Source organism: Streptosporangium sp. DT93 (assembly GCF_049844535.1).
Taxonomy (GTDB): Bacteria; Actinomycetota; Actinomycetes; order Streptosporangiales; family Streptosporangiaceae; genus Streptosporangium.
On sequence record NZ_JBNCLF010000025.1, the window covers coordinates 35,144 to 62,041 of the forward strand.

The 26,898-nt window shown below is 72.7% G+C and carries 21 protein-coding genes; 8 read left to right on the forward strand and 13 right to left on the reverse strand.

The features are described from left to right. Positions 1 to 186: 186 nt before the first annotated feature. From ACLQ2R_RS35035 to ACLQ2R_RS35050, 4 genes are all read right to left on the reverse strand, one after another. On the reverse strand, positions 187 to 1,674 hold the full coding sequence (locus ACLQ2R_RS35035) for a pectinesterase family protein (protein ID WP_425965714.1): 1,488 nt from the start codon (positions 1,672 to 1,674) through the stop codon (positions 187 to 189). A 180-nt stretch (positions 1,675 to 1,854) separates the two neighbouring features. Next, on the reverse strand, positions 1,855 to 3,384 hold the full coding sequence (locus ACLQ2R_RS35040) for an RICIN domain-containing protein (protein WP_425965715.1): 1,530 nt from the start codon (positions 3,382 to 3,384) through the stop codon (positions 1,855 to 1,857). 417 nt (positions 3,385 to 3,801) lie between these two features. Further along, positions 3,802 to 4,851 carry a LacI family DNA-binding transcriptional regulator gene (locus ACLQ2R_RS35045; protein WP_425965716.1) on the reverse strand — a complete coding sequence of 350 codons (1,050 nt, stop codon included), beginning with the start codon at positions 4,849 to 4,851 and terminating at the stop codon, positions 3,802 to 3,804. Between the two features lie 390 nt (positions 4,852 to 5,241). After that, the gene (locus tag ACLQ2R_RS35050; protein ID WP_425965717.1) at positions 5,242 to 7,482 is read right to left on the reverse strand and encodes a DUF6055 domain-containing protein; all 2,241 of its coding nucleotides are present in this window, start codon (positions 7,480 to 7,482) and stop codon (positions 5,242 to 5,244) included. A 911-nt stretch (positions 7,483 to 8,393) separates the two neighbouring features. On the opposite strand from ACLQ2R_RS35050, the gene ACLQ2R_RS35055 reads away from it, so the two are divergent. Further along, positions 8,394 to 8,867, forward strand: a complete 474-nt coding sequence (locus ACLQ2R_RS35055) for an MGH1-like glycoside hydrolase domain-containing protein (protein WP_425965777.1) — start codon at positions 8,394 to 8,396, stop codon at positions 8,865 to 8,867. Beyond that, on the forward strand, positions 8,861 to 9,115 hold the full coding sequence (locus tag ACLQ2R_RS35060) for an Ig-like domain-containing protein (RefSeq protein WP_425965718.1): 255 nt from the start codon (positions 8,861 to 8,863) through the stop codon (positions 9,113 to 9,115). The genes ACLQ2R_RS35055 and ACLQ2R_RS35060 overlap by 7 nt, the downstream gene beginning before the upstream one ends. Before the next feature lie 152 nt (positions 9,116 to 9,267). Here the strand turns inward: ACLQ2R_RS35060 and ACLQ2R_RS35065 are convergent, their stop codons facing one another. The 3 genes from ACLQ2R_RS35065 to ACLQ2R_RS35075 all read right to left on the reverse strand — a co-directional run bounded on the left by ACLQ2R_RS35065 (position 9,268) and on the right by ACLQ2R_RS35075 (position 13,109). Further along, positions 9,268 to 9,903, reverse strand: a complete 636-nt coding sequence (locus ACLQ2R_RS35065; RefSeq protein WP_425965719.1) for a DedA family protein — start codon at positions 9,901 to 9,903, stop codon at positions 9,268 to 9,270. A 445-nt stretch (positions 9,904 to 10,348) separates the two neighbouring features. Next, positions 10,349 to 10,975, reverse strand: coding sequence for an IMPACT family protein (locus ACLQ2R_RS35070; protein ID WP_425965720.1), 627 nt, complete (start codon positions 10,973 to 10,975; stop codon positions 10,349 to 10,351). Between the two features lie 109 nt (positions 10,976 to 11,084). Further along, positions 11,085 to 13,109: a sigma-70 family RNA polymerase sigma factor gene (locus ACLQ2R_RS35075; protein ID WP_425965721.1), complete on the reverse strand. Its 2,025-nt coding sequence runs from the start codon at positions 13,107 to 13,109 to the stop codon at positions 11,085 to 11,087. A 715-nt stretch (positions 13,110 to 13,824) separates the two neighbouring features. Between ACLQ2R_RS35075 and ACLQ2R_RS35080 the strand changes: the two genes are divergently transcribed. The 3 genes from ACLQ2R_RS35080 (at position 13,825) to ACLQ2R_RS35090 (ending at position 17,333) form a co-directional block, all read left to right on the forward strand. Further along, complete coding sequence (locus tag ACLQ2R_RS35080) at positions 13,825 to 14,460, forward strand: DUF305 domain-containing protein (RefSeq protein ID WP_425965722.1); 636 nt, start codon at positions 13,825 to 13,827, stop codon at positions 14,458 to 14,460. A 307-nt stretch (positions 14,461 to 14,767) separates the two neighbouring features. Next, positions 14,768 to 15,751, forward strand: coding sequence for an ABC transporter substrate-binding protein (locus tag ACLQ2R_RS35085; protein WP_425965723.1), 984 nt, complete (start codon positions 14,768 to 14,770; stop codon positions 15,749 to 15,751). A 595-nt stretch (positions 15,752 to 16,346) separates the two neighbouring features. Beyond that, positions 16,347 to 17,333 carry a sulfotransferase family protein gene (locus tag ACLQ2R_RS35090; protein ID WP_425965724.1) on the forward strand — a complete coding sequence of 329 codons (987 nt, stop codon included), beginning with the start codon at positions 16,347 to 16,349 and terminating at the stop codon, positions 17,331 to 17,333. A 105-nt stretch (positions 17,334 to 17,438) separates the two neighbouring features. Here the strand turns inward: ACLQ2R_RS35090 and ACLQ2R_RS35095 are convergent, their stop codons facing one another. From ACLQ2R_RS35095 to ACLQ2R_RS35105, 3 genes are all read right to left on the reverse strand, one after another. Continuing rightward, positions 17,439 to 18,329: a hypothetical protein gene (locus tag ACLQ2R_RS35095; protein WP_425965725.1), complete on the reverse strand. Its 891-nt coding sequence runs from the start codon at positions 18,327 to 18,329 to the stop codon at positions 17,439 to 17,441. Between the two features lie 281 nt (positions 18,330 to 18,610). After that, the gene (locus ACLQ2R_RS35100; protein WP_425965726.1) at positions 18,611 to 19,933 is read right to left on the reverse strand and encodes a lanthionine synthetase LanC family protein; all 1,323 of its coding nucleotides are present in this window, start codon (positions 19,931 to 19,933) and stop codon (positions 18,611 to 18,613) included. A gap of 127 nt (positions 19,934 to 20,060) precedes the next feature. Beyond that, complete coding sequence (locus ACLQ2R_RS35105; RefSeq protein WP_425965727.1) at positions 20,061 to 20,864, reverse strand: inositol monophosphatase family protein; 804 nt, start codon at positions 20,862 to 20,864, stop codon at positions 20,061 to 20,063. A 244-nt stretch (positions 20,865 to 21,108) separates the two neighbouring features. Here ACLQ2R_RS35105 and ACLQ2R_RS35110 point away from each other — a divergent pair, with 244 nt between their 5' ends. Beyond that, a complete protein-coding gene (locus tag ACLQ2R_RS35110; RefSeq protein ID WP_425965728.1) occupies positions 21,109 to 22,413 on the forward strand; it encodes a helix-turn-helix transcriptional regulator in 1,305 nt (434 codons plus the stop codon). A 46-nt stretch (positions 22,414 to 22,459) separates the two neighbouring features. Here the strand turns inward: ACLQ2R_RS35110 and ACLQ2R_RS35115 are convergent, their stop codons facing one another. The 3 genes from ACLQ2R_RS35115 to ACLQ2R_RS35125 all read right to left on the reverse strand — a co-directional run bounded on the left by ACLQ2R_RS35115 (position 22,460) and on the right by ACLQ2R_RS35125 (position 25,243). Then, a complete protein-coding gene (locus tag ACLQ2R_RS35115) occupies positions 22,460 to 22,945 on the reverse strand; it encodes a general stress protein (RefSeq protein WP_425965729.1) in 486 nt (161 codons plus the stop codon). A 248-nt stretch (positions 22,946 to 23,193) separates the two neighbouring features. Beyond that, positions 23,194 to 23,835: a response regulator gene (locus ACLQ2R_RS35120; RefSeq protein WP_425965730.1), complete on the reverse strand. Its 642-nt coding sequence runs from the start codon at positions 23,833 to 23,835 to the stop codon at positions 23,194 to 23,196. A 307-nt stretch (positions 23,836 to 24,142) separates the two neighbouring features. After that, on the reverse strand, positions 24,143 to 25,243 hold the full coding sequence (locus tag ACLQ2R_RS35125) for a sensor histidine kinase (RefSeq protein WP_425965731.1): 1,101 nt from the start codon (positions 25,241 to 25,243) through the stop codon (positions 24,143 to 24,145). Positions 25,244 to 25,398: 155 nt separating this feature from the next. Between ACLQ2R_RS35125 and ACLQ2R_RS35130 the strand changes: the two genes are divergently transcribed. Continuing rightward, positions 25,399 to 26,085, forward strand: a complete 687-nt coding sequence (locus ACLQ2R_RS35130) for an ABC transporter ATP-binding protein (protein WP_425965732.1) — start codon at positions 25,399 to 25,401, stop codon at positions 26,083 to 26,085. Further along, positions 26,082 to 26,816 carry an ABC transporter permease gene (locus ACLQ2R_RS35135; protein WP_425965733.1) on the forward strand — a complete coding sequence of 245 codons (735 nt, stop codon included), beginning with the start codon at positions 26,082 to 26,084 and terminating at the stop codon, positions 26,814 to 26,816. Before ACLQ2R_RS35130 ends, ACLQ2R_RS35135 begins: the two co-directional genes overlap by 4 nt. Positions 26,817 to 26,898 lie beyond the last annotated feature (82 nt).

Below are 26,898 nucleotides of genomic sequence, written 5' to 3' on the forward strand. Positions count from 1 at the left end.
CCCCCCTGGGTGGGGCGGGGGGGGGGGGTGGGGGGGTGGGGGGGGGGGCCCCGGGGGCGCCGCCCGCCGGGGGCCCCCCCGCCACGCGTGTCACATGCCGTTGCCGATGAGGACGCTCGGGTGCGGCGGCTGGTTGTGTTCTCTCGCTCCCGGGGAGTCGGGGGGTGGAGCCGCGTCACCGGCGGGTCAGCCGACGGGGTTCCAGCCGTCGGATCCGGCCAGGTACTTCTGCGGTGTGTGGTTCGCGGCCTGGGAGTCGCTCAGCTGCGGCCGGTTGGAGTTGACGGTCGCGCCGGAGCCGGTGTTGCGGTACTCCTTGAAACGGGCGTTCTGCCAGACGTTGCTCGACATGTTCGTCCAGGGCTGCGCGTTCGCGATCGTCGCGCTCAGCGTCGACTCGCGGTACAGCACCTGCGCGTCGGGCCGCCACGGCCGTCCCAGCGAGGTGTTGCCGTTGGCGGCGCCGGTGATGCGCGACCTGTAGAACAGGTAGCCGTACGTCTTGTTCGCCGGGGTGCTGGCCGCGGTGATGGGGCCGCCGGTGCTGCGCTTCTCGTGGATGTCGCAGCCGTGGAAGACGATGGTGCCGCCGCCGAAGACGAAGTCGACGGTGCCCTCGACGTAGGAGTTCCTGACGTACGCGCGGGCCGAGTCGTTGACCAGCAGGGTGTCCTGGTCGCCGAGCACGCGGACGTTCGTCAGGGTGGTGCGGTCGCCGTCCAGCCGCAGCGCCACGGCCTGCGCGCCGCTCGGGACGGAGTTCTCGTCCAGGTCGTTGGAGAAGGTCAGGTTGGTGGCGGTGACGTCGCGGGCCGAGACCCGGGCGGTGAAGCTGCCCGAGGTGCCGCTGGTGTACGCCGACCGGTTGTTGACGATGAGCGTGCCGGACGGCGAGGAGCCCAGCCCCTGGAGGGTCACGTACGGCTTGTCGACGGTGACGATCTCCCGGTAGGTGCCCGGCTTGATCGTGATGACGACCCGGCTCGTGTTGTTCGACGGCACCGCGTCGATCGCGGCCTGCACGGTCCGGTAGCGGCCGGTTCCGTCGGCGGCCACGGTCGGGGTCCCCGTGCTCGGCGTCGGCGACGGGTTCGTGGGGCCGGAGACCTGGGTGAGGTTCCACTGCATCCGCGCGACGTCGGAGCAGGTCTCCTCGACGATCGGGTTGTTGCCCGCCGTGGAACCGTCCTTGTTGGCCACGCACAACCCGGAGACGACGCTCTTGATCAGGTACTTGCCGGACACGGCCGAGGAGGCCGAGATCGCCCACTGCTGCGGGAGCTTGGTGCCGTCCCCGCACCCCCACTGCTGGAGCTGGGTGCCCGAGACGGTCGAGGAGTTCGGCACGTCCACGCACCGGCCGCTGCCGACGTTGACCAGGTTGAAGGCGCTCCCCCGCGCGACGGTGGTGAACCGCTGCGAGCCGGACGCGGTGTCACAGGCCACCTGCACCAGCAGCGCGCCGTTGTCGGCCGAGGCTCCGGCCACGTTCACGCACTTGCCGCTGGAGCCCGAGGCGAGCGTGTACACACCGCCGTCGACCGGCGCCGCCGCGGCCATGCCCGGCCCCGCGGTGAGGGCGACGAGCGCGACGGGCGCCGCGAGAGCGGCTGCGATCGCACCGGCGAGCCTGGCTCTGGGTGCGCGGCGCGGAGGGGGTACTGCCTGACGCATGACGCGTCCTTTCCGGGGGTGGGGGGCGGGTTCCGGCCGGTCACGAGACCGCGTGGAGGTCCGGACGAGAGGGGATGACGGGTTCCTGGAGGCCGCGGGATCAGCCGGGTCCGCGGGTGAGGGTCCGATGGGGCGGCCCGGGCCGGCCGAGCCCTCCTCTTGCCGGCCCGGGGCACCCGGTCACAGACCGATGTTCGCCTGGGGTCCCGCGTAGGTGCGCAGGAGGGCGGGTACCTGGGCGGCCGGGTCCAGGGTGTAGGAGTAGAACGACCGCGGGTCGAACGCCGAGCCCCTGGTGGTCCGGTTGCCGGTGGAGTTGACCACGATGCTGCCGCTCTGGCGGAGCTGCGCGCCGGCGTCGGGGTAGTAGGGGTCCTTGACGGTGTCGTAGTAGCTGTTCTCGATCACCATCTTGGTGGCGCCGCGCGCGTAGTTGCCGTACGAGGTGACGTTCTGCAGGTGGTTGTTGTACAGGTGGGCGTAGGCCACGTTGTCGGTGCTGGGGTTGCGCTGGTTGGTGTGGTGGATCCAGTTGTGGTGGATCGTCATCCGCGCGGTGACGTTGTCGGTCCAGCCGATGCCGAAGGCCTTGTTGTTCTCCGACAGGACGTTCCAGCTCACGGTCAGGTGGCTGGTGTCCTTGCGGCTGTCGATCAGGCCGTCGTTCATGCGGGTGATGGTGTTGTGGTCGATCCAGATGTGGTGGGCGGTGTCCATCTGGATGCCGTCGTAGTCGAACTCCTTGTCGTCCGGGTCGTCGGACGCCATGCGGGTGTCGCGGATCGTCAGGTTGCGGATGATGACGTTGTTCACCCCGGCGCCGAGGAAGAAGCCTCCGTTGACGATGTGGCCCCCGGTGCCGACGCCGACGATGGTCTTGTTCGAGGCGACCCTGAGCTCGTTGCCGTACGGGGTGGCCGTGACGGCGCCGTTGACCCTGATGACGTAGGGCGTGCTCGCGGTGGCGTACCTGACCAGGTCGGCGTAGGTGGTGACGGTGACCGTGGGTCCGGCGGCGCCGCCGGTGGTGGTCGCCACGCCGCTGCCGCCGGTGGCGGCGAACCCGTCGGCGTTGTTCGACCAGACCCGGCCGGTGGGCGAGCTCGGCGTGGGCGACGGGCTCGCGGTGGGCCCGGAGACCTGGGTGAGGTTCCACTGCATCCGCGCGACGTCGGAGCAGGTCTCCTGGACGACGGGGTTGTTGCCCGCGGTGGAGCCGTCCCTGTTGGCCACGCACAGGCCGGTGGCGGCGCTCTTGATCAGGTACTTGCCGGACGCGGCCGCCGAGGCCGAGATCGTCCACTGCTGCGGGAGCTTGGAGCCGTCCCCGCACCCCCACTGCTGAAGCTGCGTGCCCGGCACGGTCGAGGAACTGGGAACGTCCACGCACCGGCCGCTGTTCGCGTTGACAAGATTGAACGCACCGCCCCGCGCGACGGTGGTGAACCGCTGCGAGCCGGACGCGGTGTCGCACGCGACCTGCACCAGCAGCGCGCCGTTGTCGGCCGAGGCTCCGGCCACGTTCACGCACTTGCCGCTGGAGCCCGAGGCGAGCGTGTACACACCGCCGTCGACCGGCGCCGCCGCGGCCTGGGAGGGCCACGCCACCGCCACCAGGGCGGTCGCGGCCACCAGCGCCGAGGCGGCGGGAAGACCCACCAGCCGCACCGCGGAACGCCGGCGGCGGGTGTGTGCTGGGTTCGCGTCCATCTGATTCTCATTCTCGAGGTTCGGTGGGAGGTGCTCCTCGTGGCCGGCGAGGCGGCCGCGCAGGACGCCGGCGCGCCCCGGCGACGACGGTCCCGCGCCCGGGGAGGGCGGCGGCCGATCGAGGCCGGCACGGTCGGCACCTGTCCGCCGAGCCCGTACGGGACGTTTTCGGCGGTTGGATATGACCGAATCTCCGAGATACGGTCAACGACTGCCCGTACCATAGATAACGGCAATAAGTTTGTCAATGGTACAAACTAAATTCCCAGTTCGCCTTGTCGTGACGTATGAAAGTAAGCACTTTCCCGTTTCATGGTTCATTTACGGAAAGGGCGGGCACGACCGCAGGGGCGTCTCGCGTAATACCACTCCCGGGAATTCCGCGGAGGGCGGGGACCTCACGCGCGGCGACACGGGTCAGACCGGGGCGGGCACATCACCCGGCGCCGACGCCCCGGGGGGCGCGGTGCTGCCGCGCAGGACCAGCGTCGTCGGCAGGACGTGTCCCCTGACCTCGTCGTCGGAGAGCAGCATGGTCAGCGCGGCCGCCCCGAGCTCGACCCACGGCTGCCGGACGGTCGTCAGCGGGGGCGCGAACCCCTCGGCGATCACGGAGTCGTCGAAGCCGACGACGCTGATGTCGTCCGGCACGCGCAGGCCGAGGTCGCCGATCGCCCGGATGACCCCGCCCGCCATGTCGTCCGAGCAGGCGAAGACCGCGGTCGGGAGGACCGGGCGGGAGGTGAGCATCGACCGGGTGACCTGGAAGGACTCCTCTCCCTTGAACCGGCCGCAGACCCTCCAGCGCGGATCGGCCGGCAGGCCCGCCGCGGCCATCGCCTGGCGGTAGCCGGCCAGCCTCTCGGCGGCGCACGGCACGCCGGGACGCCCCGTGACGACGGCGATCCGCTGGTGCCCGAGGGTGATGAGATGCTCGACCGCGGCGCGGGCGCCCGCCTGGTTCGCGGAGGTGACGACGCGCAGGCCGGGCGGGGGTTTGCGACGGGGGTCGACGACGACGAGGGGGACCTCGTGGTCGGTGAACCACGCCTGCTGCGCGGTGGTCGGGATCGTCCGCACCAGCAGCACCCCGGCCGTGTCACGTGCCCTGATGCGGTCGAACCAGGCCGGTGGGGGCTGCCCGTTCTTGGTGCGCCCCACGACGGTCGACACCACCAGGTCCACGCCCAGCCGCCACGCCGCCTCCTCGATCCCCTGGAGGATCGCCAGCGCGTACGGCGAGCCCAGCCCCTGCAGGACCACGTCGACCATGCTCCCCCGGCGCGGCTTGAGCCGCTGCCGCGGGTAGCCCTGCCGCTCCAGCACCTCGGCGACGGCCCGGCGGGTGCGGGACGAGACGTCGGGCCTGCCGTTGAGCACCTTGGAGACCGTACCGACGGACACGCCCGCCTCGCGGGCGATCACCGCCAGTTTCGGCGGGCTCCCCGCGTCGTCATCGGCGACCATTCGGCTCACCTACCCTTTCCGTCGTGGAATGGCCGCTCCGAAATTATCGAATTTTCGGCGCTCGCCTTTGCCGGGATGACGCGGCCGCCTTTACGCCTTGACGACACGTTCGCATTCCGGAAGGCCCCGGCATCGGGCACCGGTGGTTTCGGACAACCCCGCGAGGGGGAATCGCTCACGTGGCCGTGGTGCGGACGGCACGGATTCGCGCGGGCTCGGGGCCGGCGCGACCGGCCCCCTACCGGGCCGCGGCCTGCCGTTGGGTCGGTGAACGCGAAAGCCGGCCGCCGCGCGGGGGCGGAGGCCGGGTGCCGTACGGGCACGGAGGAGGCGGGCCGTGGTGACGGCCGGTGCCCCTCCGCGCCCGTGCGGTGGATGGTCAGATTCCGGTCATCCGAAGGCCCTGACCTCCAGCAGCCCGACCGAACCCTGCCCGCTCTGCAGCACGACGCGCAGTCTGGTGGTGCCGATCTGGGCGAAGGTCGCGGTGTTGTAGCCGTTCGCGGCGGTCGGGTAGGTGGTGGCGATGTCGGCGTAGGCGCTGCCGGTCCACCTCTGGAGCTTCCAGGAGGCGGGCAGGCGCACGCCTCCGTTGTCGTCGAAGAAGTACACCTGGGCCGACGTCAGGGTCTGCGCCGACGGCCAGGTCAGCTCTGCCCACTGCTCGCCGGTGTTCGGCCAGGTGCCCCAGCGGGGGTTGGCCGTGTCGTTCGAGCTCGGCGGGTCGATGCCGTCGTTGACCGCGGCCACGCTCTCCCAGGGGGAGGTGTAGGAGGCGGTGGCTCCCGCCGTCCGCGCCAGGTTCACCGGCGTCGGGTCGGGGTCGGGGTCGGGGTTGCCGCCGCCGAAGGACAGGTCGGCGTCGGTGAAGACGGGGTGGGGCGGGTTGACGTCCGTCTCCCCGGCCCTTCCGTCGCAGCCCCGGTCGGGGTTGAACATCAGGTACGTGCCCGAGCCGCACGCGATCGCGGGCTCGGCGTCACCGCCCACGACCACCGAACCGCTCAGGTTCGCACCGCCCTGGACCAGGGCGTTGTTCTTGACGACCGCGTTGCCGGTGACGGTCGCGCCGCCGTTCACCCAGGCCAGGTCCTCGATGCGGGCGTTGGCCGACACCGTGCTGTTGCCGTAGACGGCGGCACGCGGGCCGACGTAGGCGCTCGCGGGGACGTTGGCCCGGTTGTCGACCCAGCCGCCGCCGTTGGAGTGCCAGCGGCCGTTGCCCGGCGCGGCCGGGCGGACGTAGCCGGGCTCGTGGCCGGAGGGGGTCGCGCCCTGGAGGCGGAACTCGTACGGGTAGCGGTAGTTGCGGGGGTAGCCGTCGAGGAAGGGGTACTTGTGCACGGTCCCGGGGGCCCCGGTGACCACCAGGTAGACGTCCCTCTCGCCGGCCTGGGTCTGGAAGGTCACCTCCCCGTCGGAGGAGCTGTGGATCGGGCCGTACCGGGGGGTTCCGTTCCGCACCGCGACGAACCCGTACGACCAGCCCGACTGCGCGGCCGCGTTGACGTGGCCCCTGAACCGCAGCCGGATCAGCGCGCCGTCACTGCCGGGGACGAGCTTGATCTTGTTGTAGCCGTAGTCCGAGGGGGCCAGCGCGTCCGAGATGCGGTAGTGCTGGGAGACCTTCTCCACCGGGACGCCGTTGTAGGCGGTGATGAAGGGATACAGGCCGTTGATGAACGGCATGATGTCGGCGCGGTTGGCGTAGTCCCAGGTGACGTTGCGCTGGGCGTACTCCCCCATGCGGCGGTTCAGCTCGGCCTGGGTGATGCCGCTGATGCGCCGGTAGACCTCCAGCGGGTGCTCGTCGCTGCGGGCCTCGTTCCAGATCCGGTTGAACATGGCCAGGCCGTCGCGCTCCTTGATGTACTGCAGGAGCATCCAGGCGCCGTAGTGGTGACGGCTGCTGCTGTAGGCGAGGTTCTCGGTGCGGATGAACCGGGTCAGGTCGCCGGCGGCCATTTTGGGGTAGACCTGCATGGCCATGAACTCGGCGCTGGCCTCCCAGAACGTGCCCGAGCCCGGGTGGGTGAACCCGGCCCCGGACCTGCCGAGGAAGGTGTAGTTCTGGAAGACGTGGGCCAGCTCGTGCGCCAGCCCCCACGAGCCGGGCGCCGCCGCGCCGGGCGCGACGTTGATGACGCCGACCCTGTTGTCGGTCGAGCCGCCGGTGGCCCAGGCGTCCAGCGGCGCGTTGGACCAGGTACGGGTGATGATGACGATGATCTTGTGCTGGGCGAGCAGGCCGGTCTCCGGCGTGAACCTCATCGTGTTCACGTAGAAGGAGTACAGGTTCTCCAGCTGGGAGAGCACGTTGTCGGGGTCGAAGCGGTACTGCGAGGGCGCGCTCCTGGGGTCGGTGCCGGAGCGGTCACCCCACAGCAGGATGAAGTTGGCCGACTCCTTCGTCCGGGAGGAGACCCACGGCACCTCTCCGGTGCTCACCCAGCGGCTGGGGATCCAGACCGTCTTGGCCAGCGCCGACGCCGCCGACGCCTCCGCCCCCGAGGCGGAGACGGACGCGGACGCGGAGGTGGAGACGGAGGCCGCCGCCGGTGGGGCCGCCGTCAGCGGGGTGAGGACGAGTGAGATCAGCGCGCTCATGGCGATGATCAACCGTTTTTTCATCGTGCGGACCCTCCTGGGGGGTTGTCCGTCATCGGACATCGAGGGAGATCTCAAGCGGTCGTTCGCTTCTTGCCGACGTTCACAGCCCCTTCGCGGAGCCGTACGGCCCGTGGACCGGCCGAAGTGGTGCCCGAGTTTTCGCGATGTCACCACCGCTGTCAAGATCGGCCGAGCCCGGCACCCGCCGTCGCGGTGAAACTCCGTGAAACGTTCATCCGGTACGAGGGGGCACCCCCGTCCCGGGGCGCGATCGGCGCGTCACCCCGTCCGCGGGACGCCTTCGAGGTCACGGCGACCGGCGTCCCGGCCGGCGAGGAGAACGCGCCGGTGAAGTCCGGGCACCCGTCCTTCACCTTTTCTCGAAATCGTTTTTACCACTCTCCGGCGAGAGTGTCCACAACCTCCGTTAACAGCGGGTGGAGTTGTCTTCTACCTTCCGAAAACCTTTTAGTTTTCGGGTACTCCGGAGGAGTCCGCGATCGGGCGGGGACCGGACGGACCGTCCCGGACGGACCGCCGGCGCGACGGCACGCGGTGGCGACGGTGGCACCGAGCAAGGGAGGAACCCGTGCGTACGCACCTGTCCTGGTTAACGGTGGTGGCGCTGACCTCCGGCCTGCTCGCGGCGGCGCCACCCGCCGCCGCGATCCCGGACGACCTCGGCATGCCGGTGTTCACCGGCGCCGACCCGGTCCCCGGCGAGCCCGTCGCCTACGACGGCCGCGACATGCTCGCGGAGATCTACCGGAAGGAGAAGGGCGGGGACTCCTACTGGATCGACCGCATGCTCTCCCGCCCCGGCGCCGACCCCGCGGCTTCCCCCGGCGAGGTTCAACTTCCTCGACGCCGACATCCCCGGCAACGACGCCGACGCGGTCTCCTTCCACTACTACGACCGGGCCAACGAGCGGCTGGAGGGCTCCTACGTCTACGCCAACGCCCGCGCGGCGGCGCAGGCGTACGAGCTGATCGGCGACGGCGCCAAGGCGGCCGAGATGCGCGGCGTCGCCGACAGGGTCCGGGACGCCGTCCTGACCATGTGGGACGCCGACGCCAGGGTCTTCAAGCACCGCGACCTGCAGACCGGCACCCTGATCCCGTGGAAGGAGTCCAACAACTACATCCCGTTCAGCACCGGCCTGGTCCCGGCCGGCGACCCGAAGTACCGCGAGGCACTGCGCCTGTGGGCCGACCCCGCGGAGTACCCGATCTTCCCCGTCTACACGGCCAACCAGAAGGACAAGGCCGAGGCCGCCGCGGCGGGCAAACCGGGTCGAACAACTTCTCCCAGATCAACTCGACCCGGAACTTCTCGCTGTTCTCCAAGGCGCTGCGCGAGTACGCCTCGCCGCACATCACCGCCGAGCGGTACAAGCAGTTGCTGAAGTGGAAGGTGTACGCGGTGCCGCCGGACGGCGTCCGGCCGGTGCACGTGCCCACCCTCGCCGACACGCTCCCCGCGCTGCCCGCGACCGTGACGGCCACCTTCAACGACGGTTCGAAGGACAGCTCGGTGGCGGTGACGTGGGACGCGGTGGACCCCGCCTCCTACGCCGCGCCGGGCACCTTCACGGTCGACGGCCGGGTGACCGGCACGACGGTCACCGCCAGGGCGGTGGTCACCGTCACCTGACCCGCGAGTACCCGGGCCCCCGTGGGAACGCCCCGCGGGGGCCCGGCACGGGACGAGCCCGGGCCGGTGTGATCGGCCCGGGCTCGTCCCGTATCGGGTGTTCGCCCAGGCCACGCCGAGGCGACGACCGTGGACGACGACGGCTCCCCCGGTCAGGCGTGGTGCCTGCCCTTGCGGCGGTCGGAGAGCCTGACCACCACGAAGACCACGACGGCCAGGATCACGATGCCCAGCACCGCCTTCGAGACGACGCCCATGTACCGCTCGACCAGCTCCCACTGCTCACCGAGCAGGAAGCCGGCCATCACGAAGGCCGTGTTCCAGATGAGGCTGCCCGCCGTGGTCAGGAGGGTGAAGATCGTGATCGGCATCCGCTCGACCCCGGCCGGGATCGAGATGAGGCTGCGGAAGATCGGGATCATCCGCCCGAAGAAGACGGTCTTCTTGCCGTGCCGGGCGAACCACGCCTCGGTCCTCTCGATGTCCGCGACGTTGATCAGCGGCAGCTTGGAGGCGATGGCCACCACGCGGCTGCGTCCCAGCAGCGCCCCGAGCGCGTACAGCGCCAGCGCGCCGATCACCGACCCCATGGTCGTCCAGAGCACGGCGTCGACCAGCCCCATGTTCCCCTTGCTCGCGGTGAATCCGGCCAGTGGCAGGATCACCTCGCTCGGCAGGGGCGGGAACAGGTTCTCGAGCGCGATGGCCAGACCCGCCCCCGGCGCGCCCAGGGTTTCCATAAGGCTGATCGCCCAGCCGGCGATCCCGTCGGGATTCGGTGAACTCATGGGGACAAGGCTACGGAGAGCCGGGGTGCGGCGTGGATGAGGAGCGCTCCCGGATCGGCCTGGCGCGCACCGCAGACCACCGGCTGCGGAAAACCGCACCCCGCGCCGCCGGGCCCGTCACCCCCGGCACTTTTCCGTGTTTCCGCACGTCAGAGCATTTTCGGATGATCTCTCCGGGAGTGGCGCAAGGGTCCATCGCCCTCTCCGGCCACCGGGAGCGGGGGAATTCACCCGCCGATCCGCACCACCTCTCCCCGTCGAGTGTGACCTATCCCACATTGACGACGCGCCGGAGGCGTCTTCCGCAGGTGTCCCCCCCTCCCGGAAGAACGCGAGACGGACCCGAAAGGACGCGGCGGACTCGAAAGAACGCCAGGCGGGCCCAGGAGGACACGACGCGGCCCCAAGAGGACGCGAGACGGGCTCAGGGGAACGCGAGGCGAACTCAGGACGCGAGATGGACCGCCTCGCCCGGTTCGACCCCGGCCCGCCCGGCCGTCAGGGTGGCGATCCAGCCGGGAAAGACCGGAAGGTCCCGATCGCGCACGGCGACGCGGAACCCCACCTCGGCGCCGTAGACGACCTCCCTGATCTCGTACGGGGAGGCGTGCAGGTCGTTCTCCAGCCGTCCGGCCCGGACGTGGTCCACGGTCACGGTCATCACCCGGGCGGGCACCATCTCGACCAGCGGCGTCACGTCCAGCGTCTTGCCGACCGAGGAGCCGTAGGCGCGCACCAGGCCGCCCGCGCCGAGCTTCACCCCGCCGAAGTAGCGGGTCACCACCGCCACCGCGTCGGCCACGCCCCGGCGCAGCAGGGTCTCCAGCATCGGGGTCCCGGCGGTGCCGCCCGGCTCGCCGTCGTCGTCGGCCCGCTGGACGCCCCGGTCGCCGCCGATCACGTACGCCGAGCAGTTGTGGGTGGCGTCGCCGTACAGCCGCCTGCGCCCGGCGACGAACTCCCTGGCCGCCTCCTCGGAGGGGGCCGGGCCGACCGCGCACAGGAAACGGGACCGCTTGATCTCGATCTCGTGTTCCACGGTCCCGCGCGGGGTCAGGTACGGTTCGGGCACCCGGCCAGGCTACCGGCGGGGCCGGCTCCCCCCGCGCGGGCCGAACGCCACCGGCCGGACCGGGTCCCTCCACGCCGGCCGGAGGGTCGAACGGCCTGACGGTGGGTGGTCAGCGGGCCGCCTGGAAGGCGCGGCCCGCCCGGGTCGCCGTCCCGTCCGCGCGGAACAGCCCGCTGCCCGGCTCGGTCTCCGAGGACGGCAGCCCGAACCAGGCGTAGCGCCGCACGTACGGCAGGGTGGCCAGCATCCTGGTGGAGGCGGTGACGAACGCGGCCTGCCGGGCGTCGTCGGCGTAGCGGGTCCCGTTCGAGAAGTCGATCAGCGCGTACTCGGTGAGCCAGATCGGCTTGCGGTAGCGCCTGTACACCGCCTGGATGTACGACCTGAGCTGCCCGACCGCGGCCTCGGTGCGGAAGTCGGCGCCGTACCAGTGCAGGGCGATGAAGTCGACCCGGTAGCCCCGCTCGGCGGCGCCGGACATGAAGCGGTCCAGCCAGCCGCCGGGGGTGTCGGCGCCGAACGCCACGGAGGGGCTGCCGAGCACCCGCCCCGCGGACATGAGTTGCGGCCAGAGCGAGAGTGCCCGCTCCACGGTCATGTTCGCCTGCGCGGGCAGGTCGGGCTCGTTGAAGGCCAGCAGGTACGGGCCCGCCCTCCTGGCCTGGGCGAGGTTCTCGGGGGTGACGCTGCCGGATCCCCAGATCATCGGGACGAACCCGCCGGCGCCGCGACCGGTGCCGCCCTCGGGCCGGGCGGACCAGTTGTAGTACCAGCCGGCGCCGGAGGCGGCGAGCGCCGAGCCGAGGCCGGGCATCTTCCACACGCCGACGCCCTTCCTGGCGGAGGTCACCCGGGCGGGCGGCGAGGACGGCCGGGCGCTCCGGCTCCGCCCGGTGGACGGCCGGGGCGTGGCGCGTGCCGTTGTCCGCGCCGAGGGAGTCGGGGACGCCGGTGGAGCCGACGTGGCCGCTGCGGTCGAGATGGCCGTGCGGACCGGTTGCGCCCGCACCGGCCCCGGCCGCGGGGGCGCCGGATCGGGGGCGACCAGGTAGCCGACCACCAGCAGGGCCGCGACGACGACGGCCGCCGCCCCGCCGAGCACGGCGGGACCCGCCGGGAGCTGGGACGCCAGGCCGTGCCGGCCGGTGGACTCCACGGCGTGCGCGCCCGTGCTCGGCGAGGCGGCGTGCGCGGCGGTGCCCGGCGGGGAGGCGTGCGCGGCGGCGCTCGACGGGGAGGCGTGCGCGGCGGGCGAGGCGCCCCAGGAGGCGGCGTGCGCCACCGCCTCGGCGGCCGGGGGGAGGGCCTGGAGGTGGTGCAGGGCGAAGCCGACCGGCAGCGGCAGCAGCGGCAGCCCCGCGAGCAGGCGGTCGATGGGCAGCAGGCCCGCGGTGCGCCCCTGGCACAGGTCGCAGTCGCGGATGTGCCGGGAGAGGCGCTTGCGCCACAGCGGGCTGGGCACCCCGTTCCAGTTCGACGCCAGGGCGCGCAGCCCGGCGCACCCGGAGTCGGCGCGCAGGGCCCGCACGATGCTCCGGGCGGCCTGCACCTGTTCCTTCATCCGCTGGACGCGCACGGCGGCGTGCCGGCCGGACAGGCCCAGTGCCCCGGCGAGCTCCGCGCGGCCGAGCTCGCCGGTCTCCTCCAGCCACCACAGCGCGAGCAGCGTCTGGTCGTCGCCGTCGAGCCAGCGGGTGGCCTCGGCCACCTCGCGGCGCTGGTCGGTGAGGCCGAGCCGCAGGATGGTCACGGCGGCGAAGTCCGAGGCCGGGTCGGGCAGTTCCTCGGCGGACTCCAGGTCGGCCGTGCGGTGCTGCGCGGCCCTGCGGTGCTGCTCGTGGTCGCGTACCTGGCGCACCGCGATGGCCACCAGCCAGGACCGGTACGCCCCCGCGTCCCGCAGCCCGGGCAGGGACCGCACCACCCGCAGCAGCGTCTCCTGGACCACGTCGTCGACGTCGCCGTGGCCGTTCAGCGCCCGCCCGACGATGTTGTAGACGAGCGGGAGGGAACCGGCGACCAGGGCGTCCAGCGCCCGCCGGTCCCCGGCGCGCGCCGCGCTCACCATCGCCGTGTCGGGTCCGTCCCTGCCGGTCTCCGGCATCACGCCCTCGCCTCCGTTCCCGTTCGTCATCCCTCGTCCGCCGCCGTCTCCGTCACCCGTGGCCCGCCGCCATCCGTCGTCCGCCGTCGTCCGCCGTCACCCGTCGTCCGCCGGTGGCGCGCCTCGGCGGCCCGCCCCGAACTCGGACGATTCTCTCCATATCTCCCATACCGGGAGACCCGTGAGCCGCCCCTCACGCGCCCCGGCCCCTGCGCGGAGACCGGCACCCTCAACGGAGACCGCCGGAGGGCGGGGCGGGCAACAGGAATCCGGTGTCTTTCTTTTTCTGTGCGATCTCCGTTTTTTCGTTGTCGCCCTCCGGGCCCCCGGTCTCCGGTACAGGAGCGGAAAGCGCCCGGCGCCTCCCGCCGGGTGTGACGACAGGAAGGCGCACGGCGATAGACACCCTCACCCGGCGCGGCCGGCCGCTCCCGCACCGGACGTCACCGGCCCGCGGGGGCACCGCCCGGCCCGGAACACGACGCCTCGATCCCCCCAGGAGGCCATTAAAGATCACAGAAGCCTACACAAGCTCACAGACAGCCACAAACAACCACGAAAAAGGGCTGGTTCGGCCCGCATTGACCGGACTGTCGTGATCGGTTGACATGACCGGTTGACGGCGGGGCATGCGGCACCGTACGTCTGTCTCATCCCCACCCCCATCCGAACGACGGGCGGGCCCCGCCCCGGGCCCCGTCCCACCCCGGGCCCCCTCCGGTACGGCCCGGGCGAAGGGAGCGACATGAGAGCGTCCGTCGTCGGTGTCCCGGTGCTCGCGGTGCTCACCGTGCTGCTGGTCGGGCGCTGCGTCGCCGCCGAACCGGCGCCCCATTCGGCCGCCGGTCACCACCGGTCGGGACCGGCCGTCGCCGTGACCTCCCCCCAGACCTCCCCGGCGCCCTCCGGTGCGCCGTCCGGCGGGGCCGCCACCCCGCCCGCCTCCTTCAACGCCACCGACCTCGCCTGGCTGCAGCTGATGATCCCGATGACCGAGCAGTCGGTACGCCTGCTGGAACTGGCCCCGCGCAAGACCTCCGACCCGGCGATCACGCGGTTCGCCGCCGAGGTCGTACCGGCCCGCCGGGCGACGCTGCGGGGGCTGCGCGACCTGCTGCGCCGGGCCGGGGTGCCGCAGAGCCGCGAGCACGAGGGACACGACATGCCCGGCATGACGACCCCCGCCGACTTCGCCGCCCTGGAGCGCGCGGACGGCGCCGCCTTCGACCGGCTCTTCACCGGGAACGCGCGGGAGTACCTCACCCAGTCCGTGCTGGTGGCGAAGGGCGAGGGGGCGTCCGGGGCCGACCCGGCCACCAGGACGTTCGCCGCGGCCACCGCCAAGGCCCACGCCGGCCAGCTCACCCGGCTGGCCCCCTGAGCGGTGCCGTGAGCCGTCCGGCCCCCGGGGCGGACCGGAAAAGGCGCGCGACGGCTTTCCCGCCGTCATTCGACGCGGCCGGCGGATGATCGCGTAATACGATCCGCGAGCTCCGGACGGCCGTTGTACGACTCATTACGAAAGGGGCATCGTTCGCGTTTTCGCTGATCTTCTCCGCTATTCTGATCCGCGGTCGGCGTCCCCCTGACCGGTACGCCTCCCGGAACCACCTCGGTGCCGCCCGACGTCGCCGGACGCGCTTCACAAGAGGTCCGGCCATGGCGGTTACATGCAACTGAGGAGACCCATGCGGTTCACACGTGCGAGCCGGGCCGTCGTCGCGGGAATCGCCCTGGTCCTGACGCTGAGCGCCTGTGGCGACGAGGAGGGGACCGGGACCGCCGCCGGGGGTGAGGGGGGCCTGGAGAGGACCGCCATCACGGTCGGCGCGCTGCCCATCCCCGACTCGGCCTCGCTCTACATCGCCGAGCACAGGGGCTACTTCAAGGAGGAGGGGCTCGACGTCACCATCGAGTCGGTGGTCGGAGGGGCCCAGGCGCAGCAGGCCCTGCTCTCGGGCGCGCTGGACGCCACCCAGACGAACTACGTCTCGACCTTCCTGTCCGTCGCCGCGGGCGAGAAACTGAAGATCGTCGCAGACCTCTACCAGGCGACCCCGAACTCCTTCAACATCATGGTGTCCGAGGATTCCTCGATCAAGGAACCCGCCGACCTCAAGGGCAAGAGAATCGCGGTCAACAGCCGAAAGAGCATCGGCACGCTGGCGGTGACCTCGGTGCTCACGGCGAACGGCCTGAAGGAGGGCGACGTCACCTTCCTGGAATGCCCCTTCCCCGAGATGAAGGACAAGCTGGCCGAGGGTGTCGTCGACGCCGCCTGGATGACCGAACCGCACCTGACCATCGCGCAGAGGAGCACCGGCGCCCAGAAACTCGCCGACACGATGGCCGGTTCCACCGCGGATCTCCCCGTCGCCGGCGTGGCCGTCACCGAGCGGTTCGCCAGGGACAATCCCGGGACCGTCGCCGCCTTCCAGCGGGCGATGGGCAAGGCCCAGCAGGTCGCCACCTCCGACCGCAGGGCGGTCGAGGAGATCCTGCCGACGTACACGAAGATCGACGCCGCGACCGCGGCGGTCATCACCCTCGGGGCCTTCCCCGTCCGGCTCGGTGAGACCCGGCTGCAGCGGGTCGCGGACCTGATGGTCGCGCACGGGTACCTGAAGAAGCCGATCGAGGCCAAGACCGTCCTGCTCGAGGACGCCGGGTGAGGGCGCCCGCGCCCCGGAAGGCCTGACACACGGCGCGGGGTGTCCCTCGCCCCTCGAAGGACCGTTTCCGAGGATGCGGAGCGTGTAAAAGCCGCCCGTCATGTTCGTATCGGCGGGGGGGCGGGTACACCGTCTCGGGCCGGGCGGTACGGAGATCGGTGCGGTGTGACGGCACCGCGGCACAGACCCGGCGGGAGCGGTCCGGCACCACGGAACGGCAGCGGAATCCCCGCACCATGGAACGGCACGAGGATCGCGAACGGGAACCCACCGGTACGGCATGGCACGAGAACCGCGAACGGGGACGACGCGTAACAAACCGGTAACACGGCCTGGATATCCTGCCTGGTCACGGGAGCACGAGACCTCTACATGATCGACGAACACCCGGAAGGGAACCGGCGCCCGCCGGACGGCACCCGCACCGGCGGCCCCCGCCGCCCGAGGACGAGACGCGGGGACGAGGACCGGCGACCGAGGTCGCGGCCCCCGGGAACTTCTCCCGGGCCGTCACGACCCCTCGGCCGGGCACTTGCCTTCGTCCGAGAAGGGGCTATATTTACCAATAATGACAGTAGGGATTAAGGGTAATAACATGCCCCTGCCGAACTTCCTCACCATCGGTGCCCCTAAGTCCGGGACCACCGCGCTGCACTCCGCCCTGGCCCGGCACCCGCAGTTGTTCATGTCCCCGGTGAAGGAGCCGAAGTTCTTCCTCAGTGACGGCCCGCCCCCGACCAAGGGAGGCCCCGGGGACGCGCAGACCTACCGCGAGCACGTCTGGCGGCGCGAGGACTACGAGGCGCTGTTCGACGCGGCCCCGCCGGGAACGCTCACCGGCGAGTCCACCCCGTTCTACCTCTACGACCGGGCCGCCCAGCGGCGGATCAGGGAGACCGTTCCCGACGCCAGGCTCATCGTGGTGCTGCGCGACCCGGTGGAGCGCGCGCACTCCAACTGGACGCACCTGTGGTCGGCCGGGCTCGAGCCCATCGGGGACGTGCTGAGGGCCTGCGCCGAGGAGGAGCGACGGGTCAGGGCCGGCTGGGCGCCGTTCTGGCACTACCTCGGACTCGGCAGGTACGGCGAGCAGCTGGAGCACCTGTACACGCTCTTCCCCCGCGAGCAGGTGCTCGTCTACCGCTACCGCGACCTGGTCGACCGCCCGGTCGACACCCTCGACCGGATCTGCCGCTTCCTCGGGGTGGAGAGCGGAGTGGTGACCGAGGTGCCCCGGGAGAACGTGACCGCCCACCCCGAACCGACCCGGGGACACCGGCTGCTGTCGCGGGCGCTGCGGGTGGGGGCGGCGATGGGACGGTTCCTGCCTCCCCGGGCGAGCGTGGCGCTGACCGACCCGCTGGAGCGCAGGCTGCAGGAGCGGGCCCGCCCTCGCCAGCCGCTGACCTGGGACCAGCGGGAGAGGCTCATCACCTACTTCACCGAGGACGTGGCGCTGCTCCAGCGGGTGACCGGTGAGGACTTCAGCGACTGGCTCCGCCCCCGCGAGCGCTCGGGCGGCCTGGTGGGCACCCGCCCCAACGGGCAGCGTCAGGCGCGCAACGGCCGCCCCCAGCCCTAACCCCCGCGCTGCGGGCTCGCCGCGGGCGCGGTGGCCGTTCCCGGCCCCGGACACGGCGGGAGCGATCGGGGGACTCCGGGTGCGCCGTCGCACCCGGAGCCGTGGTCAGCGAAGTTCGGTGCGGAGGTCGTGGGCCCCGTCCGCGCGGGTGTACTCGTAGTAGAGCCGCCGCCCGCCACCGGGCAGGTCCACGATCTCCAGGTAGCGCAGGCCGCCGCCCGCGTGGGGCGAGACCGCCACGGGCTCGGTGCCGACCGGGGTCAGCTCGGCGGGATCGGTGCCGATCGCGACCCCGGTCCTCTCCTCGTAGTTCTCCGCGGCGGTGGCACGGCCGTCGTAGAAGGCCACCACCTGCCCGTCCGTGAAACGGACCGCCGCCACCCGCGCGCCCCGGGCGTCCCAGGTGCCGGGACGGCCGCTGAGCGCGGTGCCCTGCCAGGTCCACTCGATGCCGTCGGCGCTGGTGGCGTAGTCGGTCACCATCTGGTCGGCCTCGTCGGCCTGGTCCAGCGGGTGACAGGAGGCCCACAGGTGCCAGACGCCGTCCCGGACCACGATCACCGGGTCCTTCACGCCGGTCTTGGGGTCACCGGGCAGCACGACCCGCCGCTGCGACGCGCGGAAGCCCGACGGGTCGTCGGCCTCCAGCACCTCGACCCTCCAGTGCTTGGTGTCGTAGGTGGCACAGCTGAGGTAGAGCCGCCACCGGCCCTCGGGGGTGCGGACCAGCGTGGGCCGCTCCAGCGACTCGGTGTCCATCTCCTCCCTGCCGATGGTCAGCAGGGTCTCGAAGCGCTCGCCGTCGGCGGAACGGGCGATCGCGACCGCGTAGCCGCGGCCCTCGCCGACGGGGCGGCGCAGCCGGTAGGCGAGGTAGGTCGTCCCGTCGCTCCACACCGCGCTCGGGGCACCGGCCCAGTGTCCCGCGCCGGCCTGGGCGGGCTCGATCGCGACGACGGAACGGTCGGGGTCGGGAAGGAAATCCTGGATTGTCACGGGACCGAGACTAGGCAGGCTCTGGGCAGCACTCACGGAGAATCACCAATCATCATCACGAGCTTTGTCACCCCTTGACAGCCAAAGGGCATATCGTCCGAAGCTTCCGGCACGCGCCGCGCCGACCTGCCGTTCCTCCCCGGCCGGTATGACCGGCAGGATACGACCGGCGGGGCGCCCCCGGGACCGGGGAGGCGCCCGCAGGACCGGTGAGGACGTCCCGCAGGACCGGTGAGGCGTTTTCAGGATCGTCACGGCGCGCCCGGGGACCGGTGAGACGCTCAGGACCGGCGGAGCGTCGAGCTCGGCAGCGGGATGGCCGGGAAGGGGTTGTCCGGCGGCAGGACGAGCCGCCGCGCCTCCGCCGGGTGCGCGGTGGCGTCCAGGTGCAGGAGCGCGGCCCCGACACCGGCGGCGCCGACCATGTACCCGGTGTCGGCGGTCACCTCTCCCGGCCGCAGCCTGCGGTAGGCCTGGTACCAGCGCGACCCCCGGCCGTCGTGGCGGGTGGCCCGCGCGGTCAGGTCCTCCCCCAGGGTGCGGGCGTACTCCAGGTGCCGTTGCTCGCCGGTCGCCGCCCACAGCCCGACGAACAGCTCCACCAGGCCGGCGGTGCCGCAGCACTGGCAGGCCGAGTTCCAGTAGCCGCCGCTCTGCACGGGCGGGGCGCCGCTGCGGACGATCCCCCTGGCCAGCCGCTCGGTCCAGTCGAGATCCCCGGCGTCGCCGGAGACGCGGTGCAGTTCGTAGAACATCCGGGCGACGCCGGCGGATCCGGAGCAGAAGCCCAGGTAGTGCAGTTCCCGCCCCTGCGGGATGTGGTGCGGCACCAGCGCGCACCGCTCGGTCACGGTGCTGACCGCCCGGACGAAGTCGGCCCCCCTGCGGGCCGCGTCCAGGAAACGGCTCTCCCCGGTCACCCCGTACAGGCGGGCGAGGAGGAACGCGGTGCCGGCCGTGCCGGACAGGAACCCCGGGGTGACCGCGTCCAGCGGCAGGTCGGCGCAGGCCTCCTCGCCGAAACGGTGCCCGGGGACGACGAGCGCGGCGATGCGGTTCCCGGCCTCGACCGCGACCTCCTGGTAGGCGGGCACCCCCAGGATGCCCGCGGCGTGCAGCAGGCCGAGGATGGTGCCGCCGTCGCCCCGCTGGGCGGGGTCGCCGGTCCAGCCCAGGCCGCCGTCGACGGGACGGGCGCTGCGCACGATGCGGTCGGCGATCGCGCCGGCCTCGACCTCGAACTCCTGCTCGCCGGTGGCCCATCCGGCCTCGGACAGGACGAACATCACCCCGGCCAGGCCCTGGTGGAGGGAGAGGTCGGCCTGGTCGCGCCAGGTGGCCATGAGGTAGCGGGCGCCGGCCCGGGCGTCGTCGAGGTAGTCGTCGTCACCGGTGGCGGCGGCGAGCTCCAGGAAGAACAGCACGATCCCGGCGGCCCCCGAGTACAGGGAGAGCGGGTGGTCGGGCATCGCGGCCCGGCCGTGCGGATCGGGGTTGGCCCGCCAGTGCCGGCCCCGCCCGTCCTCCACGGCCGCCGCCCGGATCCAGCGCGCGGCCTCGACGGCGGTGGCCAGCGGGCTCTCGGCCCCCGGCTCAAGGCTCATGGCGGCTCCTTCGTACGGCGACACGACCACCTTACCTGTATTTCCTACAGGATCAATTGGTAATGCGGTCACGGATGTGGTGAACGACCTCGTCGGGACCGGTCCCCCGGCCCCCTCTCACGCGCGCTCAGACCTGGCGGCCGTTCAGGACCAGGTCGTTCATGACCGACCCCGCCAGATCGAACCCCCCGACGTGGGCGATGTAACCGCCGGGCTCGAAGATCGACCCGTCCAGCGGGACGAAGGCGCCCCCGGCCTGACGGATCAGCAGCGAGCCCGCCGCCACGTCCCACGGACTGACCCTACTGCCGTAGGCGACGTCCGCCCACCCTCCCGCGACATGTGCCAGCTTGAGCGCGGTGCTGCCGGGACGGCGGGTGGAGGCGAAGGACGTCACCATCCTGCCGAACCGGCGCAGCGTCCCGTCCCCGCCCGCGGTCACCTCACGGGGGGTGGGGTAGCTGGTCAGCAGCACCGCCTCGCGGTCGCGCGTGGCCCCGGCGCTGCGCAGCCGCTCCCCGTTGCACCAGGACCCGCCGAGATCGGCCCGGAACTCGTCGTCGCGCACCGGGTCGTAGACCACGCCCGCGACCACCTCGTCGCCGACGGCGGCGGCGATCGACACGCAGAAGAACGGCAGTCCCACGGCGAAGTTCGCGGTCCCGTCGATCGGGTCGACGTACCAGCGGATCTCCCCCGAACCGGCGCTGCCGCCCTCCTCGCCGATGACCGTGCTGCCCGGGACGCGGCTCTCGATGATCTCCCTGATGGTCTCCTCGGACGCGCGGTCGTGCTCGGTCACCGGGTCGTGGAAATCGCTCTTGGTCTCGACGGCGGGGCGCGATCTGAACACCTCGCGCAGCCGCTCCCCGGCGGTGCGGGCGGCCTCCACCGCGACGGTGGCGAGCTCGGCCGAGGTGCTCGGGTCCATGACGTCCTCCAGTGGCGCGAACCGGGCGCCGGTCGTACGGGACGGGGCCGGGGATGCCCCGCCCCCATCCTGCAGGAAAGGAGCGGCCGCGCGGGTGGCCCGGCGCGGAAACCACCGCGGGAGTGCCGTTTCGCGGTCAAATCTCCGCCAAGCCACGTGAGTGCGGAGATCACCGCCGCGTGGCGATTCGTCCCGCCGGGGATGTCATACGGGTGATCGTCGGGGACGACGCGCGGACGGCGCGATGAGGGAGGGCTGCTGCTCGCCCTGCTGGCGGGACCTGCGGGATCAGGCCGGATACGGCGCCCCTACGCGCCCGCTGACCGGTCTCGCCCAGCTGGCCTGGGACGAGGGCATGCTCGCGCACGGGCTGGAGGTGGCCCGCGAGGCCGCGGACCGGCCCGCCCGCGGGCGGCGGAGGCAGCCACGGGCCGTCCTGGCCGCCATGCTCGTCGATCTGTGGCTGCTCGACGAGGCCGAGGCCGTGGTGGAGGACGCCGCCGCCGAGGCCGGGGACGAGCCCGTCTGGGGCGTCGAGATCGGCGTGCTCCGCGCGCGCCTGTGCCTGGCCGCGGGCCGGTCCGACCGCGTGGCCGAGCACGCCGAGGCCGCGCTGGCCGCCGCCCGGGTCCTGGAGGCGCCCGGCCCCGCCGTGTCCGGCCCGGCCCGCTCGGCCCTGTCGGTGCTCGCCCTCGCGTCGCTGCGGGCGGGCGACCTGCCGCGAGCCGTCAGGTACGCGAAAGGGGAACCGGGCCGGTGGTCGTGGGGCGTGCCCGCGCACACCCGGCTCCGGTCGGAGCTGGTGGCCGGACGGATCGCCGAGGCGCGTCACGGGGCGGCCGGCGCGATGGGCCCGCTCGGCGGCGTCTACGCGGCACTGCCCCGGCACACCGCGGCGCTGACCTGCGAGCCCGCCGCGGCGGCGTGGCTGGTGCGGACGGCGATGGCGGCGGGCGAGCCGGAGCGCGCCGACACCGTGGCCGAGGCGGCCTCACGACTGGCACGGCGCAACCCCGGCCTTCCGGCCCCCTCGGTGCCCGCGGTGGCCGCCGTCCACGCGCGGGGCCTGCGCGAGGGCGACGCCGAGGCCCTGGGCCGCGCCGTGGCCGGGTACGCCGATCCGTGGGCCAGAGGTTCGGCGGCGGAGGATCTCGGCGTGCTGCTGGGCGCGGGCGACCACCAGCGGGACCCGGCCACGGAGAGCCTGAGGACCGCCCTGGCCTGCTACGGGACGGCCGGGGCCACCCGTGACGCCGCACGGGTCAGGGGCAGGCTCCGCCGGCTGGGCGAGCGACGCCGCCACTGGGTCAGGACCGACCGTCCCGTGTCGGGGTGGGCCAGCCTGACCGGCACCGAACGGGCGGTCTGCGATCTGGTCGCGCAGGGACTGACGAACCGGAACGCCGCCGCGCAGCTGTTCGTCAGCGAGCACACGGTCGCCTTCCACCTGCGCCAGGTCTTCCGCAAGCTGGGCATCCGCTCACGGGTCGAGCTGGCCGTGCTCGCCGCGCAGGAGAACGGCCACCGGGACGGCCGGAGTCTCCGCTGAGGCGACGGACACCCCCACCGGGCACCGTCGTGCGCCGAACGCCCGGTCAGATCTGCTGCCGGGGCATCGGCTCGGAGGTTCCCACGTTGAGCAGCCTGCGGGCCTCGGCCGCCTCGGCAGCGGCGACCAGCACCTCGTAGCGGTCGGCGACGATCGCGCTCGACGACAGGAAGTCCCGCTTGCCGCCGGTGAACGCGTGGCTGATCAACCCGAAGATCGCTCCGGCCACCGCGCCCCAGATCAGTCCCCACAGGACCAGGACGAACGGGAAGGGCCCCGGGGTGAAGATCGCGAAGAACAGGCCGATCAGCAGGCCGAACCAGGCGCCCGTCCCCGCGCCCATCGCGGCCGCGCGCAGGAAGGTCAGCCGCCCGAGCACCTGCTCGACGAGCCGCAGGCCGACACCGACGATCATCGCGTGCTCGACCGGGAACTTCTGGTCCGACAACCGGTCCACGGCGCGCTGGGCCTCGGCGTAGGTGCTGAAACCGGCCACGGTCTCGTGGGTGGTCAGGGTGACGTCAGGTCGCATGGCACTTCCCTTCGGCAGACGCTCGCGGAGCGGGTCCGTACCCGGATCACCCTTGCCTCGCGGCGGCGTTCCCACATCCCCAGACCTGACGGTTCTCCCTCCCGGATCACCGGTCCACGGCCCCGGCTCGCCCCGCTGTCCCGCTGTCCCGCTCCCCGGTTTCCGCCCCCGCGTTCCCGGCCCGTCCTTCCCGCCTCGTGTTCCCCGCCTGTGTCCTCGCGTCCTCACCCTGGATCCCCGGTCCCGCCTCAGTCGGACATCAGGCCGTGCCGGAAGGCGTACGTCACCGCCTGGGCCCGGTCGCGCAGTCCCGCCTTGGCGAAGAGGTTGTTGATGTGCGTCTTGACCGTCGCCTCGGAGATGAACAGCGTCCCGGCGATCTCCGCGTTCGAACGGCCCTCCGCTATCAGCCGCAACACCTCGCCCTCGCGGCGGGTGAGCCCGTCGGGCAGGTCCGGCGCCCGCCGGTTCACGGTCACGGCCTCGGCCAGGCGGCGCTGGATACCGGGGTCGAACTGGGCCTCGCCCCGCACCACGGTGGTGATCGCCGAGGCCAGGGACTCGGCGTCGGCGTCCTTGGTCAGGTAGCCCCGCGCCCCGGCGGCCAGCGCGGCGAAGACCGACTCGTCGTCGGAGTAGGTGGTCAGGACCACCACGTGGATCTCCGGATGCTCCGCCCTGATCCTGCGGGTCGCCTCCACCCCGTCCATGCGCGGCATCCGCAGGTCCATCAGGACCACGTCGGGCCTGAGCGCCCCGGCGAGCCGGACCGCCTCCCGCCCGTCGGCCGCCGCCCCGGCGACCTCGATGCCGGGCAGCAGGCCCAGCAGCAGCACCAGCCCCTCGCGCACCACCGTCTGGTCGTCGGCGACCAGCACCCGCACGTTCACCCCGGCACTCCCGACACCCTCAGCACTCCCGGCACCCTCGACATCTCGGAAACCCTCGACACCCCGGAAACCCTGAAGTCCCGGAAACCCCGGCGCCCGCGAGGTTCGCGACCCACCTGAAGGCTCCAGCGTCCATGAGACCCGTGAACTCCATGAACACCTTGGGCTGCGTGAGCCCCGTGAACCCCGTGAACCGCATGAACCCCATGGACCGCATGAACCGCATGAACCGCATGAACTCCGTGAGCCCTGTGAACCGCGCGCGGCGCGGCGCCCGCCCCCGTGGCGGCGCCGCGCCGCGGGCGGCTCACGCCGGAACCCGCAGGAGGACCTCGAAGCCCTCCGCTCCCGGCCGGGCGGTCAACGACCCGCCGATCAGCTCGGCCCGTTCGCGCATCCCCACCAGCCCGTAGCCCCCCTCCGAGGCCACCGGCCGGTCCGGCGCGCCTCCCGTGTCGCGTACCCGGAGCTCGCACCAGTCCCCGGCGCGGCGCAGCGCCACCGAGACCGCGGCGCCCGGCGCGTGCCTGCGCGCGTTCGTCAGCGCCTCCTGGGCGGTCCTGGCCACCGCCAGGCGGGCCCCGGCCCTCAGCGAGCCGAGGTCGCCGGTGACCGAGACCGCACAGGGCGCCCCGGTCGCCGACCGGAACTCCACCGCCAGCCGTTCCAGCCGCTCGGCCAGCGGCAGCTCCTGCCCGCGCAGCGCGTCGAGCGCCCTGCGGGTCTCCTCCAGCCCGGTCCTGGCCAGCCGTACGGCCCGGTTGACCCGGTCGAGGGCCGCCGCCGGGTCCTCCCCCCGCTCCAGCAGCAGCCGCGCCCCCTCCAGGTGGACGATCTGCGCCGACTGCGAGTGCGCCAGGATGTCGTGCACCTCCCTGGCCAGCCGGGCCCGATCGGCCAGCACCGCCTCCCCCGCCCGGGACTCGGCCAGTGCCGCGCCCTGCTCCCGGATCACCCTCATGTGCCGCACCAGGAACGCCAGCACGGCCGCGTAGGCCATCCCGAAGACGTTCCCCATCACCTCCCAGCCCTGCATGCCGAGCAGCAGTCCCTGTCCCCCCGTACCGGCGACCGCGACGACCACCATCAGCACCGCGGGGCCCGTCCGGGCCCTGAGCGGCGCGGCGATCAGCAGGGGGTAGAGAAGCCCCAGGCCGCTGTAGTACTCGACGACGTTCAGGGCGAGCCCGCCGGCCAGCGGTACCGCCAGCAGCAGGGTGGCACGCCGTACGTCCCCGCCCCGCAGCGCCCACAGGAAACACCCCGCACAGGCCGCCCCGAGCAGCAGGACGGGCGGCCCCCACGGCATACCGGCCTCGGCCGCGGCGCTCACCGGGCCGAAGAGGAGGTAGACGCCCAGCAGGCCGGTGAGGAACCGGCGCACCGCTGGGCGACGGAGAAGCGTCACGAACGACAAGCTACCCGCGCCCTCCACGACCGGCCATGGACCCGCGGGTGGAGGTCCTCTCCACCCCGGCCTCCCGGCCGCCCCCCGGGGGTGGACCTCACGCGGTCCACCCCCGGGACCGTGCGTTCCCCCCTCCGCGGGGCCATCGTCGAGGCATGTCAGCGATCGGTGTCACCCACCTCGGCAAGTCGTTCGGCACGGTCCGTGCCGTGGACGACCTGTCGTTCATGGTGGAACGGGGAACACTCACGGCCTTCCTCGGCCCCAACGGGGCGGGCAAGACCACCACCCTGCGCATGATCCTCGGCCTGGTCACCCCCACCGAGGGCACCGCCGTGATCGGCGGCGTGCCCTACCGCGACCTGCAGCGGCCCGTCTCCACCGTCGGGGCCGTACTGGAGGCGACGGCCTTCCACCCCGGGCTCAGCGCCCGTACCCACCTGGAGGCGCTCCGCGTCGCCGCGGGCCTGGAGGCCGGGCGCGTGGCGCACGTGCTGGAGCAGGTCGACCTCGCCGGCGCGGCCGACCGCGCGACGAAGGGCTTCTCCCTGGGCATGCGCCAGCGGCTCGCCCTGGCCTCCGCCATGCTCGGCGATCCGGAGATCCTCATCCTCGACGAGCCCGCGAACGGCCTGGACCCGGCCGGCATGCACTGGCTGCGCGGTTTCCTGAAGGCCTGCGTCCACCGGGGGCGGACGGTCCTGGTCTCCACCCACGTCCTGGCCGAGATCGGCCAGATCGCCGACCACGCGATCATCATCGGGACGGGCCGGCTCGCCTGGCAGGGCCCGCTGACCTCCCGCACCGACCTGGAGGAGCTCTACCTGGAGGTCACACGATGAACCGCCTGATCCGCGCCGAACTGATCAAGGTGCGCGCGAACCGCGTCACCTGGATCCTGGCCGCCCTCGCCCCCGTGACGTGCGTGGCCTGGGCCGCGCTGATGGTCCTCCTGCCGGGGGCCGAGGGCGCGCCGCCCGGCCGGCGGGCCGAGTCCGTCTACAGCATGGCCCAGCAGGCCTACATCTTCCCCCTGCTGCTCGGCGTCCTCGGCATGGCCGGGGAGAACCGCCACCGGACGATCACCTGGCAGTTCCTGGTCAGTCCCCGGCGCGGCCGGGTGGTGGGCGCCAAGCTGGCCGCGTACGGGATCGTGGGAGCGCTGATCGCCGTCCTGTCGGGGCTGGCGACGCTGGCGGCGGGCCTGCTCATGATGGGGGCGGCGGGCCAGGAGGCGTGGTCCCCGCGGGCTCCCGCGGTCCTGCTCGGCTCGATGCTGGCCGTCACCCTGTACGGCACGTTCGGGGTGGCGCTGGGCGCCCTGATCCGCAACCAGGTCGCCGCGGTGGCGGTGGCGCTGGCGTGGTTCATGTACGCCGACTACCTGCTCGTCAGCTTCCTGCCGGACCTGGGCAGGTGGCTGCCGACCGGGGCGGCCCGCGCGCTGAGCGGCATGCCCCTGCGGAACGCGGAGCTGCTGCCCGTCTGGGGTGGCGGGCTGCTGTTCGCCGGTTACGTCGCGGTGATCGTGCTCGCCGCCCACACCCTGACGCTCCGCCGCGACGTCACCTGACCCCGCGCACCCGCCCTGCCCGCCAGGCCCACCCGCCCGGCGGGCCAGGACGGTCAGGACGGTCAGGACGGTCAGGACGGTC